General features: G+C 57.5%; 17 protein-coding genes and 1 tRNA gene. 7 read left to right on the top strand and 11 right to left on the bottom strand.

What is annotated here, in order from left to right:
• Positions 1–6: 6 nt before the first annotated feature.
• The 3 genes from AArcS_RS00090 to AArcS_RS00080 all read right to left on the bottom strand — a co-directional run bounded on the left by AArcS_RS00090 (position 7) and on the right by AArcS_RS00080 (position 1,828).
• Complete coding sequence (locus AArcS_RS00090) at positions 7–837, bottom strand: phosphatase PAP2 family protein (RefSeq protein WP_238478399.1); 831 nt, start codon at positions 835–837, stop codon at positions 7–9.
• Positions 838–915: 78 nt separating this feature from the next.
• On the bottom strand, positions 916–1,143 hold the full coding sequence (locus AArcS_RS00085; protein ID WP_238478398.1) for a hypothetical protein: 228 nt from the start codon (positions 1,141–1,143) through the stop codon (positions 916–918).
• 361 nt (positions 1,144–1,504) lie between these two features.
• A complete protein-coding gene (locus AArcS_RS00080) occupies positions 1,505–1,828 on the bottom strand; it encodes a hypothetical protein (protein ID WP_238478397.1) in 324 nt (107 codons plus the stop codon).
• 1,059 nt (positions 1,829–2,887) lie between these two features.
• Here AArcS_RS00080 and AArcS_RS00075 point away from each other — a divergent pair.
• Both AArcS_RS00075 and AArcS_RS00070 read left to right on the top strand, forming a co-directional pair.
• Positions 2,888–3,442 carry a hypothetical protein gene (locus AArcS_RS00075; RefSeq protein ID WP_238478396.1) on the top strand — a complete coding sequence of 185 codons (555 nt, stop codon included), beginning with the start codon at positions 2,888–2,890 and terminating at the stop codon, positions 3,440–3,442.
• Between the two features lie 79 nt (positions 3,443–3,521).
• Positions 3,522–4,067 carry a 2Fe-2S iron-sulfur cluster-binding protein gene (locus tag AArcS_RS00070; RefSeq protein ID WP_238478395.1) on the top strand — a complete coding sequence of 182 codons (546 nt, stop codon included), beginning with the start codon at positions 3,522–3,524 and terminating at the stop codon, positions 4,065–4,067.
• Positions 4,068–4,213: 146 nt separating this feature from the next.
• Here AArcS_RS00070 and AArcS_RS00065 read toward each other — a convergent pair.
• Together AArcS_RS00065 and AArcS_RS00060 are read right to left on the bottom strand one after the other, a co-directional pair.
• Positions 4,214–4,286: transfer RNA gene (locus tag AArcS_RS00065), tRNA-Gln, on the bottom strand.
• A 115-nt stretch (positions 4,287–4,401) separates the two neighbouring features.
• Positions 4,402–5,004, bottom strand: a complete 603-nt coding sequence (locus AArcS_RS00060; RefSeq protein ID WP_238478394.1) for a homing endonuclease associated repeat-containing protein — start codon at positions 5,002–5,004, stop codon at positions 4,402–4,404.
• 1,899 nt (positions 5,005–6,903) lie between these two features.
• On the opposite strand from AArcS_RS00060, the gene AArcS_RS00055 reads away from it, so the two are divergent.
• From AArcS_RS00055 to AArcS_RS00045, 3 genes are all read left to right on the top strand, one after another.
• Complete coding sequence (locus AArcS_RS00055; protein WP_238478393.1) at positions 6,904–8,466, top strand: HTTM domain-containing protein; 1,563 nt, start codon at positions 6,904–6,906, stop codon at positions 8,464–8,466.
• A 78-nt stretch (positions 8,467–8,544) separates the two neighbouring features.
• Positions 8,545–9,117: an IMP cyclohydrolase gene (locus AArcS_RS00050; protein ID WP_238478392.1), complete on the top strand. Its 573-nt coding sequence runs from the start codon at positions 8,545–8,547 to the stop codon at positions 9,115–9,117.
• Between the two features lie 47 nt (positions 9,118–9,164).
• Positions 9,165–9,824, top strand: coding sequence for a metallophosphoesterase family protein (locus AArcS_RS00045; protein WP_238478391.1), 660 nt, complete (start codon positions 9,165–9,167; stop codon positions 9,822–9,824).
• A 2-nt stretch (positions 9,825–9,826) separates the two neighbouring features.
• Here AArcS_RS00045 and AArcS_RS00040 read toward each other — a convergent pair whose 3' ends face one another.
• From AArcS_RS00040 to AArcS_RS00030, 3 genes are all read right to left on the bottom strand, one after another.
• Positions 9,827–11,005 (bottom strand): aspartate kinase, encoded by a 1,179-nt coding sequence (locus AArcS_RS00040; protein WP_238478390.1) that lies wholly within the window; start codon positions 11,003–11,005, stop codon positions 9,827–9,829.
• A gap of 126 nt (positions 11,006–11,131) precedes the next feature.
• Positions 11,132–12,172, bottom strand: a complete 1,041-nt coding sequence (locus tag AArcS_RS00035) for an ATPase domain-containing protein (protein ID WP_238478389.1) — start codon at positions 12,170–12,172, stop codon at positions 11,132–11,134.
• A gap of 73 nt (positions 12,173–12,245) precedes the next feature.
• Entirely contained in the window at positions 12,246–13,484 is a 1,239-nt protein-coding gene (locus AArcS_RS00030; protein ID WP_238478388.1) for an RNA-guided endonuclease InsQ/TnpB family protein, read from the bottom strand.
• A gap of 205 nt (positions 13,485–13,689) precedes the next feature.
• Here AArcS_RS00030 and AArcS_RS00025 point away from each other — a divergent pair, with 205 nt between their 5' ends.
• Positions 13,690–14,115, top strand: coding sequence for a hypothetical protein (locus tag AArcS_RS00025; protein WP_238478387.1), 426 nt, complete (start codon positions 13,690–13,692; stop codon positions 14,113–14,115).
• A 34-nt stretch (positions 14,116–14,149) separates the two neighbouring features.
• Here the strand turns inward: AArcS_RS00025 and AArcS_RS00020 are convergent, their stop codons facing one another.
• Both AArcS_RS00020 and AArcS_RS00015 read right to left on the bottom strand, forming a co-directional pair.
• On the bottom strand, positions 14,150–14,335 hold the full coding sequence (locus tag AArcS_RS00020; RefSeq protein ID WP_238478386.1) for a hypothetical protein: 186 nt from the start codon (positions 14,333–14,335) through the stop codon (positions 14,150–14,152).
• Positions 14,336–14,443: 108 nt separating this feature from the next.
• On the bottom strand, positions 14,444–16,030 hold the full coding sequence (locus AArcS_RS00015; protein ID WP_238478385.1) for a DNA-directed DNA polymerase II small subunit: 1,587 nt from the start codon (positions 16,028–16,030) through the stop codon (positions 14,444–14,446).
• Positions 16,031–16,116: 86 nt separating this feature from the next.
• On the opposite strand from AArcS_RS00015, the gene AArcS_RS00010 reads away from it, so the two are divergent.
• The gene (locus AArcS_RS00010; protein ID WP_238478384.1) at positions 16,117–17,016 is read left to right on the top strand and encodes a S26 family signal peptidase; all 900 of its coding nucleotides are present in this window, start codon (positions 16,117–16,119) and stop codon (positions 17,014–17,016) included.
• A gap of 40 nt (positions 17,017–17,056) precedes the next feature.
• Here AArcS_RS00010 and AArcS_RS00005 read toward each other — a convergent pair whose 3' ends face one another.
• Positions 17,057–18,574: a Cdc6/Cdc18 family protein gene (locus AArcS_RS00005; RefSeq protein WP_238478383.1), complete on the bottom strand. Its 1,518-nt coding sequence runs from the start codon at positions 18,572–18,574 to the stop codon at positions 17,057–17,059.
• Positions 18,575–19,005 lie beyond the last annotated feature (431 nt).

The raw sequence follows: 19,005 nt of genomic DNA, 5'->3' as shown, positions 1-19,005 counted from the left end.
TGTGGACTAATGACTCTTTGGCCGAGTGACGACCGCTCGTGCACCAGTCACCGCAACGACCGCGAGGACGATCCCCGCGAGGACGTCGACGAGCCAGTGAATCCCAAGCGCCATCGTCGCGACGACGATCGAGGCTGCAAGCACCGACGACAGCCCGAACCAGCGTCGGAACTCCTCGCGAGTCATCGCGGCGAGCAAGAAGACGGTCACCGATAGCGACGTATGCAGCGACGGGAAGACGTTCGTGTTCGTGTTCCACAGCGCGGTGAGATGCGTGATATCTGGGACGAGTTCGAGCAACGGCGCATCCGCGCTCGACCCATCGCTGGACCGGTCGGCGTTTCTGGGGCCATAGGCGACGACCGAGGCGTAGAACACGACCGCGACAGCGTAGTTAATCGCGTATGCCGTCACGAGCAGCTTGAGTGGGCGCGCCCGGTCGGCAAAGAAGTAGAGAAAGACTGGAGCGATCAACAGCAGCGCATAGCCAACGACGTACACCGCCGAAAAGTACGGCATCGTGATGTCGGGAACCAGTGACTGAAACGTCACGACGAAATCGCCCTCGATGGCGTAGATCGTCGCAGTTGCCTCGAAGCCGTACGCGTGAGAGAAACGTTCGATATAGCTCTGAGAACCCTTGTTGACGAGGAGAACGAGCGCCAGGAGGAGGACGAACGGACCGACTGCTCGGAGGCGGTCCCGAACCCAATCAGGTCGGTGCCGGATCTCGTGGAGTCGTCGGGCGCTAAGACACCACCAGCAGACGAGGGAGAGGCCAACAGCGGTAACCACGATGACACTCAGAAACAGTACGAGGACCTCGATCGGAAACACGGATTCGTACGGAGATTGGCCGAGACCTATATTAATACACTGGTTACAGAAATCCGAAAGAAGCGTCCACGCGAGGCGTCACGACTCGACGGGCTTTGCGACGCTGGACAGCTGGTCTGCCGTGATCTCGATACGCCCTCCGCTCCGGGTCGGCTCCGCTCCGGGCTCGAACGCGAGACCGCACTCGTGCCAGTCGCCGATCCGTGCAGTCTCATCGAGGATCTCAGCCTCACCGAAACCGGCGTCGTGCTCGGTGACAACGACCGTTTTCGTGCGATGCTCCGCTCGTTCCGGTTCGAGCTTCAAATCGTATGCATGCCAGTCACCGAACCGGGCGGTGACACAAAGAACCTCTCCCTGCTTGAAACCGCCAAACGGTTAGGTGACTTCGTACCGAATCCGACTCATACGGCAGATAGTACCTGTGATAGCTCAAAAAAGGCAGTTCCTAGTAGCAGTGTCTTTTATATATCGACGGCCGGATTGACCCGACGAGACACTATCATCACAACACTCTGCGCTAATCGGGCGGTGACCCAGAAAACGGACCGAATGGCTCAGCCCGTGTGCTTCGAGTGGGACGACCACGGTTGGTTGGAGGGCTCATACTCTTTAGCGGGGGCAAGTCCCACGTTGAGAGAGCGCACCAGATGGCTACCGGGGTCGTTCAACCAGTGTCGAATATCTGTGGTTCGTCCGCTGGGTCGACGTCAGCGAGGGCGCGAATCACTTTCGTCGCGAAGTAGTACCCGATGCTGAAGTAGCCGACGAGCAGCACCACAGTGACCACCGACAGCGCGACGTTGACCGTCACAAACAGGGCGAACGCGGCGGTAAATGAGGATCGCTGTAGCTCTTCGACGTGGTGGAGATCGCGATATGCCTCTACGGTTTCCGGGATCGGATCCGGATATTTTTCTTCCCCTCCGTGAAATGCAAGATACCGAATGTGCAGACGACCAACGAAGTAGCCAACGATAGCAGCTGGCATCGTGAAAAGGATTAGCGATGGAAACCAGACCGGCAGCATGGAACTACTACACGATGTATTACGTCCTCAACGCTGAAATACGTGCTTGGTAGCAACGTATCGACGACCGGTCGGATATTGGCGGTGCCACCGTCGACGTGGTAAACGGATACTATCGGGATTCGGGTCACGCCACATCTGAAGGAGTCCCCTTCGGGCCGCTGGCTGTTGATTCCGACACGCAAAGTAACTCTGAATCCCATGCCGGGATAGGAGTAACGGCGGCTTGGCCCCGTCCTCAGAAATCGAAGATTTCTGATGGGCTGCACGAGAACTCCGTTCTCGTGGACGCCAGTAGTCCGGTCATGCCGACCGGACTGGGAACCTGTTAATCCCGACGTTGGAATCCCACGGCTCCAGCCGTGGGAGGAGGTCAACCCACCTTCCTGCGGCTCTGTCGTCAGTCCTGATTATATTCGCTGTCAGGTAGCTCCGGAATACTAATGTATCGAGAGAATTCCGCTCCCTCACACTGGAAGCATTTTTTCGGTCCTGTCTCGGACGACGTTGCCATGACGTTCCCACAATGACGGCACACGTGAAGATGATTTCTGTCCCCCATTATACAACACCAATAATAATTAACGATTCGTAGAGATATAAACTGCTCTTCTCACAAATTGACCGATCACGATCTCCGTAGGTCGGCTCTCGATTTCTGCCACATTCGCGCCCTAAATCTCGCATGATGGTTTTGACAAATATTTGGTGAGAGACACATCCTGCAATCGGTCACAACTTGTTTTGTGCCAACCATCGACGGATCCACGAAAGGTATTCCGCGAGGCTTGCTTGCCAAACTCGCTACTGTCAGAAGTCGATAACATATCCCACCCGATCGCGCCGCTGCGCGCGACGAGTGAGACCTCACAGTCAGGCTCTATCGCGTTATGTCCGGGATAATAACCGGTTCATTGCGCGTGTCAGAGACCGGATAGTCCAGCCCGCCACGAAGTGTAGAATAGCATATGTATTTTCTTCTGCGCAAAAAATAAGCACGTCCCATCCCTAGCAGACGCTGTGACGAACAACACGTACAGCGATGTCAGATCGGAGATGCGGCTCGCGTTCCACATGTCGATCAGGTCGAAGATGATACTCACTGTCGGCACGCTCTTACTTTCGACGCTGGCCGCACCGGCAGTCCACTTCAGGCGTGACTACATCAGACAGATCGAGGGGACGGCGATCTTCGCCGAGTCTATGAGCATGACTGCAGGCATCGCACTCCTGTTAGGAAACGTGAGTTCCTTCGTCGTTGGTCTCTATATGCTAAAGTGGGTCCGAGACCGTGAGAAGGCGTCTTCGTTGACGAAAGCGGAGATACGGAAGAAGCTCCGTATCGAGGATGTGTTCATGTATTTTCAGTTTTTTGGGACGCTGTTGGTCCTGGTACCGCTTGTCCCGCTTGTACTCGGAGGACTCTTCCCCGATATCATCGAGCCGATGTACAATGCCGGTATTACGGTGTACAACCCCTTCGAGCTGGTCTTGCTCGACATCCGGTACATCGCCCTCGTCACCGGCGGCGGGTTCGGGTTGCTGCTGGGCGTGATGTGGTGGATCGTAAAATAACCGGCCGTATCGTGTCGACCAATACGGCCAAGCTATCCACTGTAAGGTATTTCTGATAGAGTGTGGCACAATGTATTGTATGCCACAGAACTCTGAGCACCACGATGACCACTCCGACGGGAAAAGCTGCTCGAGTCGTCGTGTGAAAGCTGACCCGGAGCGTCGCCGCCTGTTGGTCGCAATGGGAGGAGTCGGTACGGTGGCGATCTCGGGTTGTCTCGATATGTTCGACGACGAGGACGACCCTGAAGAGGAGCCTGAGGCAGAAGACGACCCTGACGAGGAAGACGATCCGGAGGAGGAAACAGAGGACGACCCTGAGGAGGAAGCGCAGGTGTACGAAGTCGAGTTCCTGGAGTTCGACGAGACGATCGAGGTCGACGAGGACGAGGCACTGCTGTACGCCGGGCTGGACCAGGGATGGGATCTACAATACGCCTGTGAAGTCGGGACCTGCGGTCAGTGCACAGCCCGGTACGACGGCGATGCAAACGAGGTTATCAGCCACGATGGCAACGAGTTCCTCGACGAAGAACAGATCGAGGACGGCTGGTTGCTTACGTGTGTCGCCTTCCCAGAAGACGACTTTGCAATCGAAACGAACGTTCAGCCCGAGGAAGAGTGAGGGTCTCTACGAGGATCGTGTGGAGTTGAGGAAAGTATAGTCCATCCTGGATTCGAACTGACTGCAGACTCGCTACCACTCGTCTGCCGGAGTTCGAATCCACTCAATGACGATTCTGTCGCTCACAGGTACGTTCGCGACAAGAATAGTCCATCCTGGATTCGAACCAGGGTCGAAGCCCCCAGAAGGCTTCAGGATTGGCCGCTACCCCAATGGACTGACATGTCTCTATTCACTCACTTTCGCGAGTGCTTCACCAGCAAATACTGGCCTTTGGTATTTGAGGGTTTCGAACTCGGTACAACAACGTACAAAAAGACCAGACTGCGGTTAGCTAGCCCGACCGAGATACGCCGTTCTCCGAGGTCGAAACAGCCGCAACACCCGCTGGAACAGTGTAGTGTTCCTTCCGATGGCAGTTCGAACAAAGAATACTACACTTTTCCATTTCAGCTCGAATCCTCTCCCGTGAGTACCCGTAGGTGACCATCTGACCGATCGCCATCTCCTTGACTGCTTGATCGAGATGGTGGAAGTCGAGACAGGCCGGATCGGCTTCGCCACACCGAGTGCACACTGCGACGTCCCGTTTGTATACGTACACCCACGCTCGGTTGGCAGCACGACGTGTTTTGGTCCGTTCGTTGTTCGTCTCGCGATGCCGGTAGTGCCAGCGCTGGTCGGCAGAGAGCTCATCCCACTCCAGTTCGTCAGGGATGGTGACGTCGTCTGGTTGTGGATCGAGTCGCGGCCCGCGGGAGTACTCCGTGTCGAGTCCGGCTTGCTCTTTGGCCGCGTTCCAGCCGTCCGTCACCCGAAGGATCGTCGACGCAGACGGTGTCAGTCCAAGTTGTTCGTACTGGGCTTTCGTTGGGGATTCGCCCAGTCGCTGTGCAGCTTCGCGAAGTGCTTCGAAACAGGTCTCGTGTGCAATCATACAACTCTTGGCGCGTTATTTCGGGGGAATACTCGCGCCCCACCCGTTGGGGCGCGGTATAAAATACCGGTTAAACGAGCCAGAGGACGACATCGCGAACGAATACCACAGAGAGACTATCGGAGCTGATGAGTTTCAGCCTATGTGTTTCTGTTGAGACACTCAGCTATTGTCAGGGTCAGCGAAGCGGGCTGTGATACAGAGGGCGCCTCTTGCACTCACAGTTCACCGAATCACAGGGAATCGAACCGATCGGTACAGGATACTTGCATACAGATATCGAACGGTGACCTCTCCACAATATGTCAGTAGCGACGTGCAAGACACAGAGGGTGAGTTCAACACTTCTACTCGTTTTCTTCCATACGTCAGTGGGCGAATTATCTACTCACTGAGCGTGCGAACCGACACAGGACCGGCATCCGTTACGGTGTCGGCGAGTAAGCAGACTGGTCAGATGAGTGATTTCAGTCAGGGATTTGAGAGTGGATTTGTCCATGATTTTTTAATCTGCAGTCGGATTGACGTACATGAGTACGAAGTGTGCTTCCTGTGGTGCAACAATCGATGAAAACACAGTTGTCTGCTCAAAGTGTGGTAATAACCCACGCCGTGATGTAGCACACATATTGGGGACAGTAGCAATGGTTTCAGGTCTTGCGAGTTTACTCTTGCCTCCGCTCGCAATCATCGCACTCCTTCAGGTGCTGGTGATTGTCATCTTCTGGGTAACAGCGCCATGGATTCTCCCAGCACAAAGATATGATATCCAGTTCGGCCTTCTGAACGAGCCATCCGGAGAAAGCAAAACGAGCAGCAAGTGACCTGTATCGACCGGTCTTCTTCAACCGCTATTTGAGCAGACCGTCATGCAGGACTCGCGCCCTGTACCTTGCATAGCAGTGTAGATGTTATTTCCTACTGATAGTACAATACCGAACAGTTTGCACAGCTACCGAACGGTCGTTCCCACAGAAATGTATCTGGATGGCAATTTTCAATAAAATCAAACATGCTCATCATGTCGTTCCGATTGCAGACCAACTCCAGTTTCGTTCCGTGGCGACCACCGAGTTCATAATCAGTGTAAGAACCTCTACCGTAAGGAAAGAGGCGTTCGTCCCGAGAAATTTCCTTATGACAGATCATATTCGTCTCAGTACTCCGGGAGAGGGCTGACATAGAAAGAATGCTGTGAAGACTAGGAAAACGGAATGCCCACCAGTACGGAGAACCGCTATCGTCGAAACGGGTTGTAAGTGGTCAATATGGCTATACTCGTCGACTCCGGGCCGTAAAACAGCGTCGCGATGCCAGAGCTGCCCACAGGGGCACCGAGTAAATATTCATAATCGGTTCCCGTCTGCCGGTTTGATTCATTAAACGAAGCCCCATGCACGGCCGAGCGTATCCCATCAGGCGAAAGGCAACACGGTCAGTATCGGGCGATACAGAGGATAGACTCGGAGATAGCGCCCAGCTGCAAGTAGTAGTACTTGTCTCGACACCGGTCAGTGGTTCTTTTCCGCCCTAGTTCGATTCGTGATCTTATGAGACAGCCACTAGCGGGCAATAGAGCCGATTATGAAAAACGATCGAGCCTGTGAGAACGCAGGGCTGTGTCTCTAAGAGATGGATCAATCGAGAAGTCAAGTATGAGTATACAGGAGAATCAGGCAGGTCGTCAAGGACTTCGGTACCCGACCGCATGGAGACTCAAGGGACTCTTTGACCCTACTGAAAGCACTTGTGTCCCACCCCCATCGGTGCGTCTGTTAGACGGCAAGCCACCATCACGAATCGCCGATCAGGGCACCCGGACGGGTACTGACCCCCGGCAGGGAGATCCATCAGGAACGTCGCCGTTGGGGCTGTCTGAAACAGGAGTCATCAATAGCCATGCGTCTCGACCGACCGGAGTTGACGCGGCGGGTTCGAGAATACCGGCCCGACAGCGACCGGTTTGAACCGATCCTGCAGCAAATTCGGGCCCGCTTCGAGGTGGATACACGGTCACTGGCCGCCCTTCGGATCCTGTTAGGAGTGACCCTTCTCGTTGATCTGGGGCATCGTGCTGGCGACATCGAACGCCACTATACCGACGCCGGTGTCTACCCGCTGGAAGCGTTCGAGCTGACGTATATCAGTTACAACGGACTCTCTGTGCACGCGCTCTCGGGCGACCTGTGGTTTCAACAACTGTTGTTCGCGATCGCCGCGACGTTTGCGGTCCTCTTCGTGCTCGGCTATCGAACCCGTTTGGTCGGGACGATATCGTTGCTGCTGTTGTTCTCGTTACACGCACGGAACCCCGCGATACTCAATGGAGCCGACCGACTGTTACGCGTGCTGTTACTGGTCGCACTGTTGACGCCGCTGGGCGAACGCTGGTCCATCGACGCGCTGCGGCGTGGACACGCCCGTGTCAGTGTAGCCAGCATGACGACCGTGGCGCTGCTCGTCCAGCCGATCGTAGTGTTCACCCAGAACGCGTATCTCAAGCGCGAAGGCGACACTTGGTACACAGGCGAGGCTCTCGAAATAGCGCTATCGAACGACGCTATGACTATCCACCTCGGGAACGCCCTGGCGCAGTATCCGGCGCTTCTGGAACTACTGACGTTTCTGTGGGTCTGGCTGCTTGCCGGCTCGTCGGTATTCTTGCTGCTCACAGCAGGGTGGCTGCGGACGGCGTTCGCACTAGTGTATATTGGGGCGTTCGCCGGAATGGCCGTCTCGATGGCCGTCGGACTCTTTCCGCTGGTGTTGATCGCAGCAGTCCTGCCCTTCTTCACAAGAGACTTCTGGGAAAGGGGGCGTCGGATCGCTCCGTATGGTACCGTCATCACGAACCGGCTGACCGCCTCCACACTCGGGCCGCTTGAACGTCCACCCATCGAACAGCGAGTTCTCACAGCCATCCGGAAGCGGGGACATCACTCGATGGCCTCCTTCGCGGTCACGTACGGACACTCGTTGCTTACCGTCCTCGGCGTGCTCGTGCTTGCATGGATGCTGCTGTTCGGTGGCGCACATGCGACCGAGTATGAGGTGCCCCACGAACTCGATTCGACGCATCTCGACGAGCAACGCTGGGGTCTGTACGCCCCTGATCCGGGAGCCGGATACAGCTGGTACGCCGTCGAGGCCGAGCTCGAAACCGGAGACACAGTCGATGCGCTCGACGACAACACGGGCAGTTCGGACCCACCACCGGACGCCGCACAGGAGTACGATGGGTTCCGGGATCGGAAACTACTGGAGACCGTTCGTGATTCTGGACTCGGAGACCGTCACGAGATACTCGCCGGGAGTTACGTCGAGTGGGCCTGTGACCGCGCCGAAACGGTTCACGGCGACTCAGTCCAGCAACTCACAGTCACACAGTACATTCAGCCGGACTCCAGAGATGGCACAGTTGATGACATCAGCCAGCGCACGATTACAGAGCGGGATTGCTAGAGGATCAGTCTCTGGAGGGACCCATGTGTGAAGCTGAATATCGACACCGCTTTTTTCACGGGTTACAGAACACGAGACATGTACGTCGGACGCTTCGTCGTCGTCGGCCCGTCGGTGGGTGCGTATCGAGTATCGTCGCGGTCGTTCCCGAATCGAAAGATCGTCGAGCGCGACGGTGCCCTGACTGTCGTCCCGACTGCCGAAGCCGCAGAGACCGACAACCCCTACGTCTCGTATAACTGCGTGCGGACGGCGGGCGAGTCGGTGGTCCTCGGGAACGGCTCGCACGTCGATCCGATCACTGAGAAGCTCGAACTGGGCTACCCCGCACGCGATGCCCTTGCCGAGAGCCTGCTCGCGATGGACTACGAAAAGGACGACTACGACACGCCCCGGATCGCCGGTGTGATCGGCGAGGAGGCGTATATCGGGACCGTTCGGAAGGATGCCCTGCTGGTCGAACAGGTCGAGGAGCCAACCCTGGTGGCAACCTACGAAAAGGATTCACCGGAAGCGTTCCCGTTCGACGCCGAAACGGCAGCTAACGCGGCAACCGAGGCGTACGATCTCGATCTCGAACACGCCGTCTGTGCGGCGGGAATCGAGCGGGGCGAAGACGGCATCTCACTGGCGATCGAGAACGGCGAGTAACCGATCGCGGCCGAATTCTGAAGGAGCCCCGATTCGTAGCGTTGGATATGAACGTCGGCGTCATCTCTGACGTACACGGAAACAAGGTCGCGCTCGACGCCGTGCTCGAGGATCTGCCGCCAGTCGACGCGCTGGTGTGTGCTGGCGACGTCGTTGGCTACAACCCCTGGCCCGCGGAGTGCGTTGACGAGCTACGGGAGCGAGACGTGCCGACGGTGATGGGAAACCACGACCGAGCAGTTGCAAGCGGGTCGACGTTCCGGTTCAACAACATGGCTGCGGCGGGCGTAAAGTACGCCCGTGAAGAACTCACCGGGGACCAGCTCGACTGGCTCGAATCGCTCCCGGACGAGCGCGTCGAGCTGGAGGATCGCCTGAAGCTCGTCCACGGACATCCCGACGATCCGGACCGGTACACGTATCCCGACGAGTTCAGTGCACGGATGCTGGAGGGTGAGGACGTACTGGTGATGGGCCACACTCACGTTCAGCACTGCGAGCGGTACGGCGAAGGCATCGTGCTGAATCCCGGAAGCGTCGGACAGCCTCGCGACGGTGATCCGCGTGCGGCCTACGCAGTGGTCGATCTCGACGGAATGGACGTCGATCTCTACCGGGTGGAGTATGATATCGACGCCGTGATCGACGCCGTCGAGGCGGCGGGCCTCCCCGAACGGATCGGACAGCGATTGAAAACGGGACAGTAACGCTAGAACCGCTTTTGCATGATTTCGAGTGCAGTCTCCCGATCCGACCAGTCGACGAAGACGGCGATGCTCGTCGCGCTCGTGATCACATCAAGGATGTTGATCCCCTCCGCAGCGAGCGGCTCGATGATCTCCGAGAGGACGCCGGGCTGGTTGGGGAGCTGGCCGCCGGTGACGCGGATGACTGCGATACCGTCGTCGACTGTAATGCTCGACAGCGGCTCCTGATCCACCACTTCACGATGGAGGACGGTTTCGGCGTCCTCGGCCTGTGATTCGTCGACGTAGAACGTGATCGAGTCCATCCCTGATGCGACCGCGTCGACGTTGATATCGCCTTCGCCGAGCGCTGTCGTGAGTTCCTGAAGGACTCCCGGGCTGTTGCGGATCGCGCGCCCGGCGACGGTCATGCACGCAAGCGGTTCGTCCCGCATATCGACGAGACTCCGGAACTGTCCTTCAACCTGCGTCCCGCCGGTGAGCAGGTCGCCGTGCTGATAGTGCACGACACGAACGCCCATGTTGCCTTCTTTGTACGCCAGCGCGCTTGGTGCAACGACTTCGGCCCCGCGGAAGGAGAGGTTCCGGAGTTCGTCGACAGTGATCTCACCGACGTTCCGGGCACCCTCGACGACCCGTGGGTCGCCCGTCATGACGCCCTCGACGTCAGTCACGATGACGACTTCGTCGGCGTCCATGTACTTGCCGAGCATGACGGCGGTCGTATCGCTCCCGCCGCGACCCAGTGTTGTCAGCGATCCATCAGGAGCCTGCGCGAGAAAGCCGGTGATGACCGGGACGACGTTGCTGAGAGTTCCGGCGACTTCCTGTGCGCGCTCGTGGGTTCTTTCGACGTCGACCTCCCCATCCTCGTCGGTCAGGACGGGCCACTCGTCACTGCCGGGTTCGAGGAAGACGGCGTCGACGCCGCGAGCGTTGAGTGCCGCCTTGAGCATACGGACGCTCGTGCGTTCGCCCATACTGACGATCTCGGCCCGGTCGGCCGGTTCGGTCTCGAAAGAAATCTCCGAGAGCAAGTCGTCGGTCGTACTCCCCATCGCGCTGGCGACGACCGCGATCTCGTGGCCCTGTTCGACCGCTTTTGCGATCGAATCGGCGGCTCGGTCGATCCGTTCGCCGCTCCCAAGACTCGTCCCCCCGAACTTCGCGACTACTCGCATGCTACCACCCGATTACTCGTGTGACTGTGGGTCATGGGGGTGAGTAACCAAGGGGACCGGATAACTGTGTTCATTGCGATCCGACCCCGACCGTCGTTCGTGAACGGTTGGGCGGTTATTTGTGCTTCAACTCTCCGAGACGTCTCCGTCTGTATCGTCAGTCGAAGCGGAGCCGTCTGGTTCGGTGGATGATGTCTCGTCATCTCCGTTCATCTCTTCTGCGGGCGAGAACGTCACCATCCCCTGTTCGGCAGTGTACTCGTATGCCACCCATTCGGCGTAGACGAGTACACCACTCATCTTGCGAATGCGGATCCGCTTGATTAGTGTGTGCTCGACCAGAGAGTCGTCCATTGCGAGATCGACGATACCGTCCGCAATGTATTCGAGATCGTGCGGAAAGACGTCACGTTCCGGCCCAGGAGTTGCCCCTGCAAAGATCGGAACAAATCGGCCCTTGCAGACATCTGCCCGGACGTTCTTTACGAAGTCGTACGCCTGTACCGGCTGGACGAGCGTCCCGAACTCGGTCAGTGAGTCGATCACGACGATCCCCTCATCCACCATACCGGACTCGTCGAGTGCGTCGTCGAGTTTGCTCTCGATTTCGGCGGTGTCCCGCGGGTTTCGCACGTCGATCGACGCGGGCTCGGTAACGCCGTGCAGATGCCGGTTCCAGTCGTTCATCCGGTCGAACAGGCGATCGGGGTTGTCGAGACGATCAGTAAAGCAGTCGACGATCCGGAGCTGGCCGCGTTCGAGGGAGGGAAGGACGTTCCAGTCGAGGGTGAGGAACCGCTCGACGACGGACGTCGGCGGTTCACGAAAGGACACGATAACCGCTGGTTCGCCTCGCTGGAGCGTTCGCCAGACGAGTTCGGCGTGTAGTTCGGTATCGCGAGTTCCTGCCTGACCGCGAATCAGGACGAAACTGTTCCGGGGCATTCCCTCTGGAAGCGCAGTGTCGAGTCCCGAGACGCCTGGACTTACGCGTCGATGGCCATGATATTCGGTGAAAACCCGGTCCGAATCTCGAAGCGCGTCCCGACACGCCTCCGAACAGAACTCGTAGGACACGCCGGACCGGTCCAGACTCAGGGTCGGTTCCGGGCACGGGAGCCGACAGAAATCACATCTCGTTGTCCGATCACGACCATCGTTACTCATACACACTATTTGACCGTCGCGAAAGTAAGCTACCACGCCCTGAAGGACGTGGCATTCAGCGTGGACTCCCGTTCTAACTGTGTAACACAGTAGGCGAATACTCGCCGTTCACGTTCATCATCCCGCTGTTCAAGCGCACGCCTACGGGTGCGCCTCCACGCCCAGACTTTTGCTGGTCGCGGAGATACTTCAAGCCGATATTCTTCGCCGCGTTGTAATCCGCGTGAACATCATATCCGCACTTCAAGCACTCGAACTCGTTCTGACCGTTATTGTGCGGGCGATTATCCTCGTGAGTGAACCCACACTTCGAGCAACGTTGGCTCGTGTACGCAGGATTAATCTGCTTCACGACAAGCCCGTCAGACTCGGCCTTGTACGTGACGTACTCGTACAAGCGGTGGAACGCCCACTTGTGAACCGCCTTCGCGTGCGGCAAGCGTTCGCGGATTCCTTTGAGTTGCTCGAACACGATATGCGTACAGTCGTTCTCCAGAGCTTCGTCTACGAGTTCGTTCGAGATCGTGTGAAGCATCTGCTCAAACCGCCCAGTTTGCTTCCGACCGACTCGCTGCACGTTGATGTGCGCCCACCGAGTTCCAGTCTGCTGAAGCGACCCCCGCCGTTTCTCGTATTCTCGGTGCCAGTGGTTGAGTTCGCCGCCGCCCCAGAATCGTCCGGTTGAGGTGGTTGCGATGTTTGTGATGCCGAGGTCAACACCAAGGACGGAGACGTGCTTGGCATCGCCTGTGTCGGCATCATCGTTCTCCACGGCGGGCTTTGTCCGCACGTGAAGATAGAAACAGTCCTCACCCTCGTCGTAATGGAGTGTGGCCCCCTTCACCTCGTAGTCATCGTTGAACAGGTACGCCGAGTGCGGCGTCTTACGCTGTTCGTTGGGGAGGACGAACTCAGCGGTGATTCGCCCGTTGATGGTGGCGAGTGTTGCGTGGTCGTCGTTGACGGTGACGGTTCGGGCGTCGTAGCTAGCGAACCGTGACGTGAACTCGGGTTTCGAGGCTTTTTTGCCTTCCTTCCAGCGTTCTACGACGCCTTTGACGGCTTCTGCGGCACGGTTTCGCGCGGCTTGCACGAGATTGGCCGGGAGTGGCGAGTCGTCTCGAACGTCGTAGTAGGTGAGGTCGTGGAGTTTCTGTTTGCTGGTGATTTTCCAGTCGGATTCCCACGCTACGTCTACAACATGGTTGGCGGCGTCGAGGAAGTGGTCGATGGTCTGGTGGAGGAGGTCAGCGGCACTCTTGTCCACATCGAGTTTGACGGGAACAGTGCGAGTGCCTGAGCCTTCCACCATCTTCACTTCATGTGTAGCACTTGGAATTTATACTAGTTCGGATTGGCGTGGGGAGTCGGCCTGCTATCGAACGCGGTGTGTGTCCGAGTGGTCGGCTTCCTCCCGCGCCTAAAGACGCGGGTTTCCGCCTTGCGGTCATTATGAAAGTAACTGTCCACAAGACTCGTCACAAACGGTTTATCCACGTGGATCAATAACATACATCATGGAGATACGGGACGCAGTCGAAGCGGACGCCGATGAGATCGCGTCGATCGCGGACGCGCCGACCGACGTGATGCGGAATCTCGTCCACGACCGAACTGTCCGTGTCGCCGAACCAGACGGGACCGCAACCGATCCGAACGCCGATACGGATCGGTCAGACGGTGAACTACTCGGCTTCGTCAGTTTCGACGCTAGACGACAGACGGTACACGTCACCCAGCTAGACGGCACTGCCGAGGCGTGTCAGAAGCTGCTCGGAGAGCCGATTAGATTCGCTAAACGGGAGGGAATGGACGTCGAGTTGCTCGCTCCTGACTCCGAGCCAGCAGTAGCGACGGCCGCAGAAGAACTCGGGTTTGTCACGGCAGGTCGGGGGCCGACGTTCAACGGTACTAGAACGATACGATACCGGCTCGAAGCGTGAACACCAGTGGGCACGCAAGAATAGACGATAACCGTCAATCAGCGGTCTGATCACTTCGCATGCCTGCACCGGCTGGCGATTCGTATTTTAGGTCCGCTGCGAGGTTCGGATGACAGTCAGCACAGACAAGCCGTACTTGCCGATGGGTCATCACCTCCGCCCGGACGCGATGCTCGAACCTGTGTGGGACATCGTCACCGCAGTTTTCACAGGAAACCATGACAACCTCACACACGGTTCGAGAATATATAAAAATTCCTTATTTGGCAGCGTTTATGACACATTAATCCACTATAAGGCATTTTGGAGTGAGAAGATACACTAAAGCTCAGAAAAACTTCCTGATTGTAGTGTCCAGTGTGTCGAGATCGACGATCGGTGCGTACCCCGAATCGGGGTCGATGTTGACGCTCTTCTGGAAATCGGTCTGGGCCTGCCAGCAGCCGGAATTAATCGCGAGGACGTTTCGGTATTTGCCGTAGCCGAGTTTGTGGACGTGACCCGTATGGAAGATGTCGGGCACCTCGTCGATGACGAGATAGTCCTTCTCTTCGGGTGCGAGTCGCATATGGCCGCCGTACTGGGGCGCGACGTGACGTTTCTTCAGTAGATGGTACATCGGCTTTTCGGGCTCATCGTACGTAGCTTTCTCGTCTGGGAACTCGGCAATAATTTCGTCGAGCGAGACGCCATGGTACATCAGCACGGAGACGCCTTCGATGGTGACCGTGGACGGGTTGCTGGTGATTCTGGCATCATGAGCGCTCATAATGTCGCGGAGTTCCTCATCGAAGCCGGGTTGCGGTTCGGCCAGCCGAACGGCATCGTGGTTCCCCGGAATCATGATGATCTCGATATCGCCGGGAATCGATTTGAGATGCTCCGCGAACGCCTCGTACTGATCGTAAATATCGACGATATCGAGCTCGTCGTCCTGATCGGGGTAGATACCGACTCCTTCGACCATGTCGCCCGCGATTAGCAGGTACTCGACGGATTCGGCCGCCTCGGTGTGGAGCCAGTTCGCGAACCGATTCCACGCGTCTTCCATAAACTCCTGACTTCCGACGTGAACGTCACTGATGAGCGCCGCCTGGACGTGTCGGTCGGCAGTGGACGGCTCGAACGTCCGCGGGACATCGGGGAAATAAAGCGAATCGACAAAGAGGATCCCCCCATCGTCCGCGAGGGTTCCCTCGACAGCGATTACCTCGTCTAGCAGTAGTTCGTCGACCAGGTCGGCGAACTCGCGATCTTTCATCACGAGACAGGGAAAGGTTCCCGAGGTGTCTTCGAGTTCGATCAGCCAGTGTCCGCTTGCCGTCGAACGAATGTCGTTGACCATCCCGACGATAGCTGCATCGCTGTTGCCGCCCATCGCTTCGAGCGTGTCAGTCGGACGGTGGTTGACGCGGCCACGGAGCTGGTTGCTCAGTCGCTCAAACCGATCGCGGAACACGTCGACGAAGTCGTCGTACTCCCCGGTGCCGGTACTCCGACCAGTCATATCATTGGCGATCTCGATCGACCGATGAGCGGCGTCACCGCGATCCGCACCGTCTCCTCCCCCAAACGCGGTCGATGCGTCGGCTATCCCCGCCGAATCCCCCTTTGTTTCAGGTGGATCACCCCCGGTTTCGGAGTGGTCTTTTGGACGATTAGCTCCAGTTGAAACAGAGGGGTTGGAGTTCGCCGACGCAGCCTTGTTAGCATTCGATCCCTTCCCGTCTGAGAGAACTCGTCGGACCTGTTCGGTAGTGATCGTCAACGCATCGTCGGGCGTCGCTTCAACGACAGCCTCCAGCGTTTCGGCCGGATCGTCGGCCGACGCGATCAGCGTTACCGCTTCTCGATCGGCGTTGTAACCGTGACGGACGAGTTCACGTACGATTCTGGCGGGAGCTTCCAGCGGCACTACACGTAGCATACCCGTAGTCGGTCAAAAGCGTGCCGGACCGGCGAACAGAAGGTTGATTTTCGGGGGCCGTATAGGGATGGTCAATGAACGACAGGCGGGACGGCGATAAGCACGATCCCCCATTCCCGTCGGATGGCGGCGATGGCGACGGGGATTCCAGCCTCGATGGCCCCACGCCCTCCAGTAGCGATGGAGTCGGTTCGGACGCACCTCACGGAGACGGTGTCGACCCGGACGGATCCTCAGAACAGTCACAGGAGAACACCGAGACCGCCATCTCTGGCCAGCGCAGCGACAGTACAGCGACGGCGTCGACCGGCGGAACGGACTCCGACAGCGACGTCCCGCCACCCAGTGAAAACCCGGTTCGCTGGTTCCTGAACACGAGAAACGGTTCCGTACTACTGTTTAAAGACATCGCCAGCAGCATCGCGATCGTCGCAGTGATCGGCCTCGTGTTGTTCACGATCAGCGGCGTCTGGCCCCCGCTCGTTGCAATCGAGAGCGGCAGCATGGAGCCACACATGCAAAAAGGCGATCTCGTCTTTCTGATGGAGAACGAACGGCTGGCATCAAGTGAGGCCGTCGCAGCGGGTGTCGTGACTCACGAGGTGGGACAGCAAACAGGGTACACCAAGTTCGGCGATTACGGTGACGTGATCATCTTTCGACCGGACGGGCAAGAGCGGACCCCGATAATACATCGGGCGCATTTGTACGTCGAAGAGGGAGAGAACTGGTACGACAGAGCGGACGGAGACCATCTACAGGCCGACAGCTGTGACGATCTCACCAGTTGCCCGGCACCACACGATGGATTCGTGACCAAAGGGGACAACCCGACGACGAATCAGCACTACGATCAGGACAACCGATACCAGATCGTCAAACCGGAGTGGGTAGAGGGGACTGCGGAAGTTCGGGTGCCGTATTTGGGCTGTATCCGACTGGAATTCTCCGGGGCCGCATCCTGTCGCCCGTGAACCGCCAACGCATACATTCGAATCGAATAACGAGATTCCGTCAGTTATCGAACCGTGCCTGCACGAACGGCTGGACATCCTCGATGTCACCGATTCGTGAGTCCGACATGAGCACTGCCTCGGTCTCTTCGATCGGTACGGAGAGACTGATTTCCTTGGTTCGGCCGTATCGGCCCTTCGAGACGACCACGGCGTTGACGATCCCGAGCATATCGAGTTCCGAGATCAGATCGGTCACTCGGCGCTGCGTGAGGACATCCGCGTCGATCTCCTCACAGAGGCTCTTGTAAATATTGTAGACCTCGCCGGTGTTGATGTTGTGCACCCCGTTCTTCTCGAGGAGTATCGTCGAGAAGAGCACGAGTTTCGACTGCGTGGGCAGTGTTCTGACGACCTCGACGACTCTGTCGAGTTCGATCTTGTCCTGGGCCTGCCGGACGTGTTCTTCGAGGATCCGGTCTTGCTGGTCGCGTTCGGCGAGCTCACCCGCGGTTCGGAGAAGGTCGAGCGCGCGTCGCGCGTCGCCGTGTTCCTGTGCCGCAAACGCAGCACAGAGCGGAATCACGTCGTCGGTCAGCGCGTCGGGTTTGAACGCGACGTCTGCCCGGTGCTGGAGGATGTCCCGCAGCTGGTTGGCGTCGTACGGCGGGAAAACGATCTCTTCCTCACCGAGACTTGATTTGACACGGGGATCGAGGAAGTCGGTGAACTTCAGATCGTTGCTGATCCCCATGATGGAGACTCGCGAGTTACTGAGCTCGGAGTTCATCCGAGAGAGGTTGTATAGGGTGTCGTCGCCGCTTTTTTCGACGAGTTTGTCGATCTCGTCAAGCATGATCACGACGACGCGTTCACGGTAATCAACCGCCTCGAAGAAGACACTGTAAACTCGGTCCGTCGGCCACCCCGTCATGGGGACCTGCTCCATCTCTTCGCGGTCCTGTCGTAGCTCTTCGATCCGGTCGTCGAGTTCGTCGACCGAATCGAACTCGGTATCGTCGAGTCGGGATGGGGTTCCAGAAGACTCATCCACCCCCACGTCGTTCGAGAGGTCCTCACGGAGCGCCTCGTACTCCGTCAACCGTTTGTCGATCAGCTCCTCGTTCTTGTCGATGAACTTGTTGGCAAGCTGGGCGAGGACGCGGTACTGCGTATCCGTCACCTCGCAGTTGATGTACTCGACATCGCACGGCACGCTATACTTCTGTGAAGTACTTTCCAGCTCCTGGCTAACGAACTTCGCGCTCGCTGTTTTGCCGGTCCCCGTTTTGCCGTAGATAAGTATGTTGGACGGTGTCTCTCCCCGAAGTGCAGCAACGAGGATTGTCGCCATCTTGTTGATCTGCTCCTTCCGGTGGGGGAGTTCGTGTGGGGTATACGACGGCCTGAGAACTTCCTTGTTCTCGAAAATCGGTTCGCTATCGAGCAGGTCGTCGAACAACCCCTGGTTATCGCCGTCTGGCTCGTCCTCGAGGACGACTTCGTCGAGGTCGACTTCGAATGACTGTGCGCTGTTCGTCCGTTCCTCGTTGTCGCTTCCTGATTGATTGTCGACCATCTGTCATTCGCTCCGGCGTTCTTGTGTTAGACGACCCCTCTATTTCACGTGGACATCCACGGCGGTAGTGGAAGACTCGTACGTTGCTACCCTATACGGCAGATATTCGCGATGGTATTGACGAGGGGTAGTCCAGTTGATGCAAACGAACCCAAGGTAGAGTAGGCTCTTAAGTTCTTCCCATTTTCCGTCATTGGGGGACAGGTTGAAGCGTAGTTCCAGCCGAAATGGAGGGGTTGTGAAGTTGACTCGAAGGCATCAGACCAATGGACTGCACTTCGTTGAGTGACTAGTACCGAGAACCAGAGATCAGTTCCAGCTACCCATCTCCAGGGAGAAGGGTTGGACAGGATTCGCAAGGTGGCCGATAATTGTGGATCGAGTGATCAACAGAAGCTGTTCTTGTTCCAATAGTCGGTCTGATTCGACTG

Source organism: Natranaeroarchaeum sulfidigenes, assembly GCF_017094485.1.
GTDB classification, from domain to species: Archaea; Halobacteriota; Halobacteria; order Halobacteriales; family Natronoarchaeaceae; genus Natranaeroarchaeum; species Natranaeroarchaeum sulfidigenes.
Note: the sequence above shows the minus strand (reverse complement) of the source record. Positions and strands in the feature narration are given on the sequence as shown.

What these genes read in the sequence shown, in the direction of transcription:
- AArcS_RS00080 (WP_238478397.1), bottom strand. Translation starts at nt 1,828, where the DNA reads ATGCCAGCTGCTATCGTTGGCTACTTCGTTGGTCGTCTGCACATTCGG.
- AArcS_RS00070 (WP_238478395.1), top strand. Translation starts at nt 3,522, where the DNA reads ATGCCACAGAACTCTGAGCACCACGATGACCACTCCGACGGGAAAAGC.
- AArcS_RS00060 (WP_238478394.1), bottom strand. Translation starts at nt 5,004, where the DNA reads ATGATTGCACACGAGACCTGTTTCGAAGCACTTCGCGAAGCTGCACAG.
- AArcS_RS00055 (WP_238478393.1), top strand. Translation starts at nt 6,904, where the DNA reads ATGCGTCTCGACCGACCGGAGTTGACGCGGCGGGTTCGAGAATACCGG.
- AArcS_RS00050 (WP_238478392.1), top strand. Translation starts at nt 8,545, where the DNA reads ATGTACGTCGGACGCTTCGTCGTCGTCGGCCCGTCGGTGGGTGCGTAT.
- AArcS_RS00045 (WP_238478391.1), top strand. Translation starts at nt 9,165, where the DNA reads ATGAACGTCGGCGTCATCTCTGACGTACACGGAAACAAGGTCGCGCTC.
- AArcS_RS00040 (WP_238478390.1), bottom strand. Translation starts at nt 11,005, where the DNA reads ATGCGAGTAGTCGCGAAGTTCGGGGGGACGAGTCTTGGGAGCGGCGAA.
- AArcS_RS00035 (WP_238478389.1), bottom strand. Translation starts at nt 12,172, where the DNA reads ATGAGTAACGATGGTCGTGATCGGACAACGAGATGTGATTTCTGTCGG.
- AArcS_RS00030 (WP_238478388.1), bottom strand. Translation starts at nt 13,484, where the DNA reads ATGGTGGAAGGCTCAGGCACTCGCACTGTTCCCGTCAAACTCGATGTG.
- AArcS_RS00025 (WP_238478387.1), top strand. Translation starts at nt 13,690, where the DNA reads ATGGAGATACGGGACGCAGTCGAAGCGGACGCCGATGAGATCGCGTCG.
- AArcS_RS00020 (WP_238478386.1), bottom strand. Translation starts at nt 14,335, where the DNA reads ATGGTTTCCTGTGAAAACTGCGGTGACGATGTCCCACACAGGTTCGAG.
- AArcS_RS00010 (WP_238478384.1), top strand. Translation starts at nt 16,117, where the DNA reads ATGAACGACAGGCGGGACGGCGATAAGCACGATCCCCCATTCCCGTCG.
- AArcS_RS00005 (WP_238478383.1), bottom strand. Translation starts at nt 18,574, where the DNA reads ATGGTCGACAATCAATCAGGAAGCGACAACGAGGAACGGACGAACAGC.